13 protein-coding genes are annotated in these 12953 nt (G+C 48.0%); 11 read left to right on the top strand and 2 right to left on the bottom strand.

The features are described from left to right. The 3 genes from AAC033_RS16185 to cbiB form a co-directional block, all read left to right on the top strand. On the top strand, positions 1 to 1057 hold a 1057-nt coding region (locus AAC033_RS16185), incomplete at its 5' end, for a DNA alkylation repair protein (RefSeq protein ID WP_339740011.1). Between the two features lie 85 nt (positions 1058 to 1142). Further along, complete coding sequence (locus AAC033_RS16180; RefSeq protein ID WP_339740009.1) at positions 1143 to 1430, top strand: muconolactone Delta-isomerase family protein; 288 nt, start codon at positions 1143 to 1145, stop codon at positions 1428 to 1430. 205 nt (positions 1431 to 1635) lie between these two features. Further along, positions 1636 to 2673, top strand: a complete 1038-nt coding sequence (gene cbiB / locus AAC033_RS16175; protein WP_339740007.1) for an adenosylcobinamide-phosphate synthase CbiB — start codon at positions 1636 to 1638, stop codon at positions 2671 to 2673. Here the strand turns inward: cbiB and AAC033_RS16170 are convergent. Continuing rightward, the gene (locus tag AAC033_RS16170; protein ID WP_339740005.1) at positions 2555 to 3526 is read right to left on the bottom strand and encodes an aldo/keto reductase; all 972 of its coding nucleotides are present in this window, start codon (positions 3524 to 3526) and stop codon (positions 2555 to 2557) included. The genes cbiB and AAC033_RS16170 overlap by 119 nt on opposite strands. Positions 3527 to 3760: 234 nt before the next feature. Here AAC033_RS16170 and AAC033_RS16165 point away from each other — a divergent pair, with 234 nt between their 5' ends. From AAC033_RS16165 to AAC033_RS16135, 7 genes are all read left to right on the top strand, one after another. Further along, on the top strand, positions 3761 to 4147 hold the full coding sequence (locus tag AAC033_RS16165; RefSeq protein ID WP_339740004.1) for a DUF4296 domain-containing protein: 387 nt from the start codon (positions 3761 to 3763) through the stop codon (positions 4145 to 4147). Then, positions 4144 to 4638 carry a hypothetical protein gene (locus tag AAC033_RS16160; protein ID WP_339740002.1) on the top strand — a complete coding sequence of 165 codons (495 nt, stop codon included), beginning with the start codon at positions 4144 to 4146 and terminating at the stop codon, positions 4636 to 4638. Before AAC033_RS16165 ends, AAC033_RS16160 begins: the two co-directional genes overlap by 4 nt. Positions 4639 to 4692: 54 nt before the next feature. Further along, positions 4693 to 5472, top strand: a complete 780-nt coding sequence (locus AAC033_RS16155) for a radical SAM protein (protein ID WP_339740000.1) — start codon at positions 4693 to 4695, stop codon at positions 5470 to 5472. 97 nt (positions 5473 to 5569) lie between these two features. Next, on the top strand, positions 5570 to 6256 hold the full coding sequence (locus AAC033_RS16150) for an NAD-dependent deacylase (protein WP_339739998.1): 687 nt from the start codon (positions 5570 to 5572) through the stop codon (positions 6254 to 6256). A gap of 1 nt (position 6257) precedes the next feature. After that, positions 6258 to 6869: a porin family protein gene (locus tag AAC033_RS16145; RefSeq protein ID WP_339739996.1), complete on the top strand. Its 612-nt coding sequence runs from the start codon at positions 6258 to 6260 to the stop codon at positions 6867 to 6869. A 143-nt stretch (positions 6870 to 7012) separates the two neighbouring features. Then, positions 7013 to 9367 (top strand): TonB-dependent receptor, encoded by a 2355-nt coding sequence (locus tag AAC033_RS16140; RefSeq protein ID WP_339739994.1) that lies wholly within the window; start codon positions 7013 to 7015, stop codon positions 9365 to 9367. A gap of 5 nt (positions 9368 to 9372) precedes the next feature. Then, a complete protein-coding gene (locus AAC033_RS16135; protein WP_339739992.1) occupies positions 9373 to 10236 on the top strand; it encodes a DUF4249 domain-containing protein in 864 nt (287 codons plus the stop codon). An 8-nt stretch (positions 10237 to 10244) separates the two neighbouring features. Here the strand turns inward: AAC033_RS16135 and AAC033_RS16130 are convergent, their stop codons facing one another. Then, on the bottom strand, positions 10245 to 10505 hold the full coding sequence (locus AAC033_RS16130) for a phosphoribosyltransferase family protein (RefSeq protein WP_339739990.1): 261 nt from the start codon (positions 10503 to 10505) through the stop codon (positions 10245 to 10247). Positions 10506 to 11356: 851 nt separating this feature from the next. On the opposite strand from AAC033_RS16130, the gene AAC033_RS16125 reads away from it, so the two are divergent. Further along, positions 11357 to 12892 carry an SUMF1/EgtB/PvdO family nonheme iron enzyme gene (locus AAC033_RS16125; protein WP_339739988.1) on the top strand — a complete coding sequence of 512 codons (1536 nt, stop codon included), beginning with the start codon at positions 11357 to 11359 and terminating at the stop codon, positions 12890 to 12892. The last annotated feature ends 61 nt before the right edge of the window (positions 12893 to 12953 follow it).

Here is a 12953-nt window from a genome sequence, read left to right as displayed (position 1 = left end):
TGTCAGGAAAATAGCGAAATCGTTAACAACGGTTTACCCTGATTTTTTGGCTGAACAGTTCCTTCAATCTGTTTTTTCGGATTCATGGGAACAACTTGAATTAAAACAGCGCATGAGGCACATCGCTTTGTGCCTGAAACAGTGGCTCCCTGAAAATTACCATGATGCCATCGCCATCATGATACAGGCCAGTCCTAAAGTGAGCGGTTTAATTGTCATGTCGTTTGCCGACTATGTTGAACTTTATGGACAAGAGCATTGGGAGCTTTCTATGCAGGCCTTGGAGGAATTTACCAAAAGTTGCAGTTCCGAATTTGCCATTCGTCCGTTCCTTGACCTGGAACCTAAACGGGGTATGCAACAAATGTTGCTATGGGCCAGCCACGAAAATGAACATGTCCGGCGGTTGGCAAGTGAAGGCTGCCGCCCACGTTTGCCTTGGGGAATGGCGCTGAAGAAATTCAAAAAAGACCCTTCGCCAATTATTCCAATCCTGGAGCAACTAAAAGACGACCCCTCGGAGTATGTCCGGAAGAGTGTGGCCAACAACCTGAACGATATCTCGAAAGACCACCCTGAGTCGGTGCTTGACTTGTGCGAAAGCTGGCAGGGAAAATCGGCAAACACCGACTGGATCATTAAACATGCTTGCCGCACATTGTTGAAATCGGGCAACAAAAGGGCAATGTTGCTCTTCGGGTTTGGTGACCCGGAACATATCAATATTTCGTTTTTTGAAGCTGAAGTTGGATCTACATTCATCGGGAACCAAATCCAATTGAGTTTCCAATTGGAAGTGAATGAAAAGCAAAGCAAAAAAATCAGGTTGGAATACTTGGTTTATTTTGTGAAGGCAAATGGCAAAACTTCGCCAAAAGTTTTCCAGATCAGCGAAAAAGTGTGGAAGCCCGGAAAACACACCATTACTTTCAAACACAGCTTTTTGCAACGTACCACCCGGAGACATTTTCCCGGCGTGCACTGGTTTGATCTGATCATCAACGGCGAAAAAAAGGCTGAAACAAGCATCAAGCTGAAACGTGTGGGCGAAATTTAAGCGAATAAAACAACGGCATAGATTGTCCCGGCAAAATGGGATACGCCATGAATTCCTTTGTGCCACTGCGTAAAAAAATGAGAAAATGAAAATCATTGCCATCGAAAAAGAAAAACCAACGGCAACTGCCGAAGCGTTTGCCAGGTTTTCTAAAGACGAAGCCCAAAAAGCGTGGGAACTTCAACAAGCGGGTTTTATCCGCGAAATCTATTTTCGTGCTGACGAAAACAGTGCTGTGCTTGTTCTGGAGGCAAGTTCGGTTGATTCGGCACACGAACAATTGCAGCATTTGCCTTTGGTGAAAAACGGCCTTATCGAATTTGATTTGATTCCCCTGAAAGCCTATCCGGGCTTCGCACGGCTATTTAAGTGAAAATGGATTGCGGATGTCTCAATGCGCATTCAACCTTGGATAAAATATAAGGCAAAGTCCCTGTTTTTAAGCATGCCCATTTTATGCCGAAAGAAGAACAGGAAAACAAGCTCGCTACTATTAATATTGGTCCATTTGTTAAATAATGCTTTGTGCTTAATCTGTATGTTTGATTTTCTGCAAAGTTTTGGTAAATGACGAAAAAATGATACTTCCCCTGCTCATTGGATTTACCCTCGATTGCCTGCTGGGCGACCCGCGCTGGCTTCCGCATCCCATTCGTATGTTTGGCTGGTTGATCGCCCGGTTTGAGAAGCACTTTAACCGGCAAAACTACCGCAAGCTCAAGGGCGCCATGGTCGCTGCTTTTTTAGTTGGAATGACCTGGCTGCTATTATTCTTGCTTTTCCGGGAACTGGAATCGTTTCCAACGATTTACCTAATAGCCGCCTCTATAGGTGTGTTTTACGGGCTGGCTAACCATAGCCTGATCTATGAATCGTGGCTGGTCATCCGGGCACTGAACAACGACGGACTGGAAGCTGGTCGCCGGCAATTGCGTTTCGTTGTTGGCCGGGATACGTCAAATTTGAATGAACAGCAAATCCGCACCGCCGTTTTGGAAACCATGGCCGAAAACCTCAGTGATGGGGTGATTGCGCCGCTCTTCTACTATGCTTTGGGTGGTGTTCCCTTGCTGTTTGCCTTTAAAATGGTCAGCACCCTCGACTCAATGATCGGCTATAAAAACGATCGCTATAAAAGCTTTGGCTGGTTTGCCGCCAGGCTCGACGATCTGCTTAACCTTATTCCGGCGCGCCTCACTGCCCTGTTGATGGTGCTGGTCAGCTTGAGCTGGAACGGTGTCCGGCACATCTTTCAATACGGGCATCGGCACAGCAGCCCCAACGCCGGCTATCCCGAAGCAGCGCTGGCTGGTATTGTGAGGTGCCGCTTTGGCGGCCCAAACGTTTATCATGGCAAGCTGGTTGAAAAGCCCTTCATCGGCCATTTTCAGAGAACAATTGCTGACCGCGACTTTTGGCTTGCGGCCTATGTGAATACCGCATCCGCTATGGTGATGGTCGGGGGAATTGTGTTTTTGCTGATGCAATGCGGTTCACCTAGGCCAGTAGAGCGCCATCTCGATAGTCCGCCTTCATCCACGGAAGATGCTGGTTTTGATAAAATGGGCCCAGCTCAACATGCAATTCCTGCATCCGCTTTTCGGATAGGGCTTTGAAGTTTTTTACAAGCGCCATATTCGACTTCAGCACCTCCAGACTATCGGTTCCAATAACGGCGGAGGTCACCGATTTCAGGCTCAAGGCATATCGAATCAGTTCTTTGGGATCAAGGCCCGACACTGTTTCCCGAGGTCGAATTACTTTCATAACGAGCACACCCATGCCCTTTTGCGCAGCATACGGAATCGGAAGTTCTTCAAAGTTCTCCTGTGCCCGCTGGTGGTTCAAAGCTATCAGCATGGTATCAAAGGCATACAATTCAGCCGCCAGTTTCATCGCCTTAGCTGAGCTGTGCCCTGTGAAGCCCAGGTGGCGAATCACGCCCTGACTTTGGTAATCTTTCAAAACCCGGTAAACACCATCTCCCAATTGCCTGACGTCTTCCTCGTCCGAAATGGAGTGGATTTGACAGAGATCGATGTAATCGGTCTGCAACCTTTTCAGGCTGGTTTCAATGGTTTGCTTGGCGGCATCGGCCTCGCGCTCTCCCACCTTGGTCGCCAGGAATACCTCTTGTCGCCGGTCTTTTAATATTTTGCCGAGCCGCTGTTCACTGTATTCGTCTTGGTTTCCATAGCTGGCCGCAGTATCCCAGTAATAAAATCCCTGATTAAGCGCCTGTTCCAAAATGGCCAAACCTTCCTGTTCGGGGGCCGCCATAAACCGACTACCCGTTCCAATGATCATTCGGGGAATTTTTACTCCGGTCTTACCCAAGGGAACGGTATCCATCCCTTTCGGGTCGAATGCCTCCTTGACGTAAGCCAGATTTGGGCTCAGCGAAACTGCTGCAGCCACGACTCCCGTTGTTTGAATAAACTTTCTTCGGCTTAGTGATTTCGATCTCATAACAGCTTGTATTATTGGTTAAAAGCATAACCCGGATATTGCGGAAATAGTTCATTCAAAACGGATCAATGAACGGACAGTAAGGTGCCCAAGTCTTTCACAACACCTACCAGTCAAAGCGGCTTGATAGCCCTCAACGACCCGACCTTTTCGAAATTTTCTATCTTTTTCCGAATTTAGCTGATCATTTAATGGGATGGAATCCTAACTTTGTGAACGAATTCATGTGTTGAAATGAAAAGAACAACCCACTACTTTTTACTGATTCTACTTACTGTTGCATCGTTTTCGTGCAAAGAAAAGAAGGGATTTCCGAAACCGGACGAGCTGGTCAACGAAAAACAAATGGTTGACATGCTTTATGATATGCACCTTCACGAAGCTTATGCCAGCCAATACCGCTTTGAAAACGAAATGACCAAACTCCAATCCAAAGATCTGTACTATTCGGTATTGGAGAAGCATGGCGTAGCCGATTCCGTTTTCGCCGAATCGGTGGTGTACTATTCGAGCTTACCCAAAGTGTATGAGCGGATTTATCAGCAGGTTGTCGATCGCCTGAACATGCTTCAGGAAGAGGCGAGTACCAAAAAAGAAGTCAACATTCAGCCTGAAAAATGAGAAAATTTGCCGCTCACTACCTCTTTACGGGCAACGAAAAACCCATCGCCAAAGGAATCGTACGGGTCGATTCGAGCGGCTTAATTTTGGATATCGTTAAACCGCTGGGGAAATTCCACGAGGAAGCTGGCCTCGAATTCCACAATGGTATCATTTGCCCGGCCTTTGTCAACGTTTACCACGAATTTGAACCCGAGCGGTTCTACCGGAAGTTTCCCGAGCTACGTCCCTTCGAATCGCTTTGTCCCGAGCGGCTCAACACCGAAAAAGACCTATTGGGCTGGCTAAAAGCCATTCAGATGGAAAGCAAAAACATCAGCCTCGAGCAGTTAATCCGCACTTTCACCCTCGATTCAGCAAAATCCATTTCGCTCGATAAAGAACTGGGCAGCATCGAAAAAGGCAAACGACCGGGACTGATGCTCATTTCGGGCATCGACTACCACAAACTCCGGCTAACCGAAAACAGCCACCTAAAAATGCTGATTTAGCCGAAGATCTGGCAAACCACCCGTTTAATCCTTACTTTTGCTGAAAAATTACGCATGGCAACCTTTCTGTTCGATGAGATTATTTTTGGGCCGGTTAAAAGCCGCCGGCTGGGTGTTTCGCTGGGAGTTAACCTGCTGCCAACCGATAGTAAAGTGTGTTCGTTCGACTGCATTTACTGCGAATGTGGCTGGAATCCCAAAAAGCGGGAAAAGAAAGCAGAGCTTCCGGCTCGGGAAACGGTAGCCGGTAATCTCAGGAACAAGCTAAAGGCCATGCAGGAAAATGGCCAGCTGCCCGATGTGATCACCTTTGCGGGAAACGGTGAGCCCACCCTTCACCCACAGTTTGCCGAAATCATTGACGACACCATCGCCCTGCGCGATGAATTCGCCCCCGACTGCCGCATCGCGGTGCTTTCCAACGCCACCATGATTCACCGCGAAAGGATTTTTCAAGCCTTGCTTAAAATAGAAGACAATATTCTGAAATTGGATTCGGCCATCGAAGACACTGTGCAATTGCTCGACTGCCCTGTGGGCCGTTTCAACCTGCAAGAAACCATCGAACAACTAAAACGCTTCGGCAAGCGAGCCATCATTCAAACCCTTTTTGTACGCGGCATTCATAAAGAACAAGTGATAGACAACACCACCGAAGAAGAGCTGGCTGCCTGGCTGGAAGCGCTGAAAACCATCCAACCCGGACAGGTCATGATTTATACCATTGAGCGCGACACTCCGGCCGAGGGACTGCAAAAAATCGGACTGGAAGAACTGAACGCCATTGCAGCGCGGGTAAGGCTGGCGGGTTTCGCAGTGCAAGTTTCGGGATAAGCCCCTTGGGTTTTGAAAACCAGTCCGCCTCGTTGGCTTTTTTGAATTGCAAAACCAGCCATTTCACCCTATCTTTAAAACCAAAATCAATCATTCGATGAAGAAACTGGTGGTTTTAACCGGGGCTGGCATCAGCCAGGAAAGCGGCATCCGAACCTTTCGTGATATGGGGGGTTTGTGGGAAGAATACGACATTACCGAAGTAGCCACCCCCGAGGCCTGGGAACGCAACCCGGAGCTGGTGATGAAATTTTACAATGACCGGCGCAAGCAGCTGTACGAATGCGAGCCCAATGCCGGACACCTTGGACTGGCTGAGCTGGAAAACGATTTCGACGTGCAAATCATTACCCAGAATGTTGATGACCTGCACGAGCGGGCCGGCAGCTCGAAAGTACTGCACTTGCACGGCGAGCTGAAAAAAGTGCGCAGCACCAAATATGAAGAGCTGGTTTATGATTTGGAGGGCTGGGAACTGAAGTTTGGCGATCAGTGTGAAAAAGGCTTCCAGCTTCGTCCGCATATTGTTTGGTTTGGCGAATTGGTGCCTGCCATGGAAGAGGCCGTCCCGCTGGTGGAACAGGCCGACATTTTTGTGGTGGTCGGCACCTCGCTCAACGTTTATCCGGCTGCCGGTCTGTTGCACTACACCCGAGACGATGTCCCCTTGTTTGTGGTCGATCCCGAGCGTCCGCCAGTCTATATGCGGAAAGTGACTTTTATTGAAGAGAGGGCCGGACGGGGTGTGGCTATTCTGAAAGAAAAACTTAAAAAACTGACCTAAGGTGAAACGGATTTTATTTCTGGCTTTCGTGTGTTTTTCTGCCTTGGCTGTTCAGGCGCAGCGTTTCGAAGGTGGAATTTTGGCTGGCCTAAACGCCTCGCAAGTCGATGGCGACTTCACCCATGGCTACCACAAACCAGGCGTGCTGCTTGGCGGATATGTTCAAACCGACTTGTCACGCGTGATTTACACGGGAGCTGAAATTAAGTATAGTCAGAAGGGCAGCCGCAAGAATCCGGATACCGAAACCGGTGACCAGGAGAAATACATCATGCGCCTGGACTATATGGACGTGCCGGTCTATTTGGGATTCCGGACCAGCCAGGCCATTTCGTTTATCGCCGGCCTTTCGGTGGGCTACCTCATGCAAAGTGGCGAGTGGGACAACCACGGGCCTTTTCCACCAGAGGATAACCGTCCATTCAATGCATTCGACTACCAGGCATTGCTTGGCACCCGCATCGAGCTGACCGACCGGCTAAAGTTTGACCTTCGGCTGGCCTATTCCTTTTTGCCTACCCGGGACTTGCCAGGCGAGATTTATTGGTATTGGTGGGATGACCAGTACAACAACGTGATCAGCACCAGTCTGTATTATCGTCTGGGGCGGTAAACAGTTCAATGTTTAGTGTCTGTATCACAGCCTCTTTCAAATTTTATTTGTTTTTTTCAAAAAAATTGCAACGTTTTGAGGCAAAGTTAGTCTTATAGAGAAGCCAGAAAACAAGTACGAAACAATTGAAACGTATTTAAACCATGTTCAGAAGATTTTTTTTCATACTGGCTGTGTCGATTTGCACAGCCGGATCTTTGTTTGCCTTGAATGACCCCAATGAAAAGACCGTCCGCAAAACTATCAGCGGGCACATTACCGATGCCGAAAGCGGCGAAAGTCTGATCGGGGCCACCTTACTCGTCAAAGAACTTGGCGTAGGAACCGTCAGCAACAGTTATGGGTTCTACTCCATTGCTATTCCTTCCGGAACATATACCTTGGTTTCCAGCTACATTGGCTATCAGGATTTTGAAAAGGAAATGGAGCTGAACGAAAGTCAGCGTCTGGAAATTGAACTGCGGCCCGAATCGGAGCAGTTGGAAGAAGTTCAGGTTCTTGGAGAGCGGAAAGACCAAAACATCACCCAAGTAGAAATGGGAGTGGAAAAATTGCAGACCAAAACCATTAAGTCGATACCGGCCCTGATGGGTGAAGTTGATTTGATTAAGGCCATCCAGCTGCTGCCGGGAGTCCACTCGACTGCCGAAGGTGGCTCCGGCTTCAGTGTTCGTGGCGGCAGTCCCGATCAAAACCTGATCTTGCTGGACGAAGCAACCGTTTACAACGCCTCTCACCTCATGGGCTTCTTTTCGGTCTTCAACAACGATGCGATCAAAGACCTTAAGCTTTACAAAGGCGATGTACCTGCCCAGTACGGTGGACGGCTGGCTTCGCTGCTCGACGTGAGGATGAAGGACGGCAACTCGAAAAAGTTTGAAGGAACGGGAGGCATTGGCACCATTTCGAGCCGACTGACCCTGGAAGGACCACTGAAAGAGGACCAGACCACTTTGCTGCTGTCGGGAAGACGTACCTATATGGATTTGTTTATGCCCCTTTCATCAGACGAAGATGTTAAAGACAGCCGCCTGTATTTCTACGATGCCAGCCTGAAACTCTCGCACCGGTTTAATGAAAACAATCGATTGTATGTGAGCGCTTACCTTGGCCGCGATGTGATGAAAAGTGACTTTTTTCGGATGGGCTTTGGAAACAAAACACTGACCACACGCTGGAACCATATCTTCAACCAAAAGCTGTTTATGAACCTCACAGCTGTTTGGAGCCGCTACGATTATGAACTGGGAACACCGGAAGATGATCCCGAATCCTGGATCTGGGAATCCGATCTGGAAGACCTGGGCCTGAAAGCCGATTTTGGCTATTACATCACCCCTGAGCATTCGCTGAAGTTCGGACTGCAAAGCTTTCACCACGCCTTCAATCCCGGTCTGGCCATGGGCGTTGGCGACCAATCCATTTTTGGGGAATACCAGGTTGGTAAGAATTACGCCTTGGAACATGCCGGTTACCTTTCGCATCAGCATCAGTTGGGCAACAAACTGGTCTTTAAATACGGCGTGCGCGTGTCGCTTTTTCAAAATATTGGCAAGGGAACGGTTTACGACTACGACGAGAACTACGCCGTGGTGGACTCCACCACTTATGGGTCGGGCGAGGTGTATCAGAATTACTGGGGCGTGGAACCGCGCTTTGGAATCAACTACCTGGTTGCCCCCGAATGGTCAATCAAATTTAACTACAACCGCTCGCAACAAACCATCCAGCAGGCCTCCAATTCCGCGGCCGGCAGTCCGCTCGACATCTGGTTCCCGGCCAGCCCCAATGTCAAACCCCAGATCGCTGACCAATTTGCCTTCGGTGTGTTCCGGAACTTCGGCAATGACTGGTATCAGGCATCGGTGGAGGCGTATTACAAAGACATGAAAAATACAATCGACTTTGCTGACCATGCAGATTTGCTACTCAATAAATACCTCGAAGGCGAATTGCGGGTGGGCAATTCAAGAGCTTATGGAGTGGAATTTCTGCTGAAGAAAACGGAAGGCAATCTTACAGGCTGGCTTGGTTATACCCTGTCGCGAACCGAGCGGACCATTCCCGAAATCAACGACGGCAAGACCTACGTCGCCCCCTTTGATAAAACACACGACATCAGTACCGTGCTGAATTACCAATTGAACCGTCGGGTGTCGCTATCGGCCAACTGGATCTATTCCACGGGGCAGCCGGTCACCTTGCCTGTTCAGCGCTACGAAATCAATGGCACGGTCCTGCCTTATTATTCCGAACGCAATGGCGCCCGCTACGACGACTATCACCGGCTCGATCTGGCGCTGACCCTGCAAGGCCGGAACAAAAAAAACCGGGCTTGGAGCGGCGAGTGGGTTTTCTCCATCTACAATGCCTACAGCCGCAAAAATACCTGGGCGCTGAATTTTGTTCAGGATACCGAAAATCCAACGGAAACCTATGCGGAAAAAACCTACCTCTTCCCAATTATTCCAGCAGTAACCTATAACTTCAAATTTTAAATCAGATGAAACTCAAGAATATCTTTTTCTACTTACTAATTGGAACCCTGCTAGTCTCCTGCACCGAGCGGGTAGACTTTGAACTGGATGAAGCCGCCGAAGCCCAACTGGTTGTTTTTGGGGAAATTACAAGCGACACCATGGCGCATGCGGTGATTTTGAGTAAATCGGCCCCCTATTTTTATAACCGCCCTCCCGAAATGGTTTCCAATGCGCAGCTGACCCTTTTTGATGAGGTTGAAACCATTCAACTTTCCGAGGACCCCGAGCACCCCGGAGTGTATCTGACTCCGGAAGACTACGCCGGCGTTGTTGGTCGCAGCTACCGGCTGGATATTGCGGGTGTTGATATCAATGGAGACGGGCAAGCCGAAACTTACCAGGCAGAAACCGACATGAGACCAACAGCTCCGGTTCATGGAGTAGCTGTGGTGTACAATGCCAGTTGGGACGGCTGGGAAGTAGGCGTTTTCAGTCAGGACCCTCCGGAAACAGAAGATTATTACCTGTTTAAAGTGTATCGGAATGGGGTGCTTTATACCGACTCGATTCATAATTACCGGGTGGTTGACGATCGCTTCTTCAATGGAAATGAGATTACCGGAGCCTTTGTGCAATATTTCGACGAAGAGAAAGAGGAGCTTGTTGAAGAAGGGGATACCATTACCCTGGAAATGGCAGGAATCACTAAGGCGTACTACGATTTTGTTGTGGGAGTTAATTTGGAAACACGCCCCAAGGCACCGCTTTTCAGTGGACCCCCCGCCAACATCAGGGGCAATATCAGCAACGGGGCGCTTGGTTTTTTTGCAGTGATGGAAGTGGCGCGGAGTTCGACGGTTTACAACGGAGCAGTAGTGAACGATTGAGCTTGAACTTAATTGGTAGCACAAGCAATAGCCAGTGTTAGGATGCTGATTTTAACACGACAACCCTTCAGGATGGTAGCGGCCCATGCTTCCAGCGTGGCTCCGGTGGTTACGACATCGTCAATGAGCAGGATGTGTTTCCCTTCAACCACATCAGGACTGGCCAATTCAAAAATAGACTCTACGGTCTGCCGGCGTTCCCAGCAGGTATTCCAGGTTTGGGTACTGGAGAACTGTTTTCGGACGAGCGACCAGCTATCAATTGGCATGCCCGATTGAACAGACAAACCTTTAGCCAAATGGTAGCTTTGGTTGTAGCCTCATTTACACCCCTTTTTTGGATGAGACGGGACCGGACAAATTAGATCGATGGATTGTCATAATTCCGAATCCTGGATTTCCATCGCAAACTGCGTCCCCATAAATTCACCCAAACCTTTCATTCTGCGATATTTCAAGTAGTCAGTATTTTTTGGTGCGAACTATCTCTTTTTGAAATCAAAATAAGCGGTGGCCCGTTCAGCTTATACCCGCCCGTAAAAAAGTTGCTCCATCGGATTATTGGGCTGTTAGTGAAAATTTGTCCGGGGCAAATGAGGCAGACACCTCATACAAATATCCTCCTCGATCGATCTCAGCTTTTGCCCACACACCAAGTAAAGGCGCGGATAAAACAACTCAAGAAAGGCGTTCAGGTAGGTGAACTTTTCGGGCATGGGCTCACAGTCTTTTTGAAAAGATGAGACTATTTGATGAATCTTTTGTTGATCGTCCGTTAATATGCCGGTCTTTTCCTTCACAATTGCATAACCACAGGATAATTTAACCATAAACTTCACCATCCAAATTGGCTGTATCTTGTATCCGAAAGAAATAAATGATTGACAATGAATATCAAATCAAAAAAACGAAAATAGGTCTGTTCGCGTTTGCCTAAATTAATCTTGTAACAGATTTATTTTCTACTTTCCCCTTCCCTTTTTTCCCTTCTCCCAGAAAAGGTTGCTTCCCGGCAGCCTTTATTGGTTTAATTTTTTAAAGAATGGTATTTTTAGAACATGTTTTTGCTAAATTTGTGAGCATGCTACTCAAATTACAAACCAACTAAACGATTGCTACAATGGCTGGAAAGCTTCTAAAATTCTTTCAGAAAAAAATTCTTTTTGTCCTTTTTATCGGATTTGCTTTAGGAATACTGGCTTTAATCGCTTTCAACAAAACCGTTGAATATACCTCAACCAATGAATCTTGCGAGGCCTGCCACATTCATCCACATGTAACCGAATCCTGGAAACTCTCAACACACTACGACAACAAACACGGAATTCAAGTCAATTGCGTCGATTGCCACTTACCTCCAAAGGGCGAAGGTTATCTACCTGCCAAGATTCGCGCATCTGCAATTGATATTTATGGGTACCTGTTTAAAGATCACGAAAGTTTCAACTGGGAAGCCAAATCAACCGTGGAACAAGCGCAGCACTTTACCTACGAAGCCTCGTGCGTAAAATGCCATGCCAACTTATTTCCCCTACAGTTAACCAAAGAAGGTCAGGATGCCCACTTGTACTATTCACAAAACCAGGAAGAATTGCGCTGCATCAACTGCCACTTGCATGTGGGGCATTTTGACCCGAATGCCAAACACGAAAGCAACATTGGATTCGGTAAAGAGCTGCAAGCCAATATTAAAATATACGAGGAACCCACTCTGGTTGACAAGCACGAAAATTTTATCGAAAAAATTCCGGCAACTCCGGTTGATTTCGAGATGGTGGCCATTCCTGGCGGAACTTTCAAAATTGGTAGCCCGGCCGATGAACCATACCGAGATGAGGATGAAGGGCCTCAGAAAGAAGTCCAAATCAGCCCGTTCTTCATGGGAAAGGTTGAAGTAAGCTGGAATGAGTACCTGGCTTTCTATAGCCAAACAGGTGCCGAAGGAAGAAGTACCGATACAGAAGGCTCACGCGCCGTAGGCGATGTGGATGCCATTACCGGACCGACTCCGCCTTATGGGCAGCCCGATCAAAATTGGGGACTGGGCGATCGTCCGGCCATTACCATGCGGCACAAAGCCGCGCAGGTTTATTGCGACTGGCTGTCGAAAGTAACTGGTAAAACCTATCGCTTACCCACCGAGGCTGAATGGGAATACGCTTGCCGCGCCGGAACACAAACACCCTACTTCTTTGAAGGAAATCCGAAAGATTTTTCACAAGCTAAAATATGGAATAAACTATTTGGAGCCGACACCACCAATATTAATTCCTATGTTGTTTATGAAGCCAACAGCATGGCCAAAACACAACCGCCGGCTGCCGTTCGACCCAACCCCTTTGGATTGAAGAACATGCTGGGCAACGTAGCTGAGTTCTGTCAAGACTGGTACGCACCTGATGCATACAGCCTTTTGACTGATGGAGCAACAGACCCGAAAGGACCGGCAAGCGGAACCGAATACGTAGTACGTGGTGGTTCATTTAAAAGTGCTGCAGAAGATGTCCGCTCAGCTGACCGTGATTTTACAAAAACAGAAGCCTGGATGAAAACTGACCCTCAGATGCCTAAAAGTATTTGGTGGTATTCGGATGCAACGATGGTTGGATTCCGCGTGGTTTGCGAATTTGACGAAAATACAGGAAATCATAACTAAATCTAAAAAGATCATGACCGAAAAATCGAATTTCTCAAGACGTAGATTTTTAACAAACGCT

Origin of the sequence: uncultured Sunxiuqinia sp. (genome assembly GCF_963974515.1) — a bacterium.
GTDB lineage: Bacteria > Bacteroidota > Bacteroidia > Bacteroidales > Prolixibacteraceae > Sunxiuqinia.
Note: the sequence above shows the minus strand (reverse complement) of the source record. Positions and strands in the feature narration are given on the sequence as shown.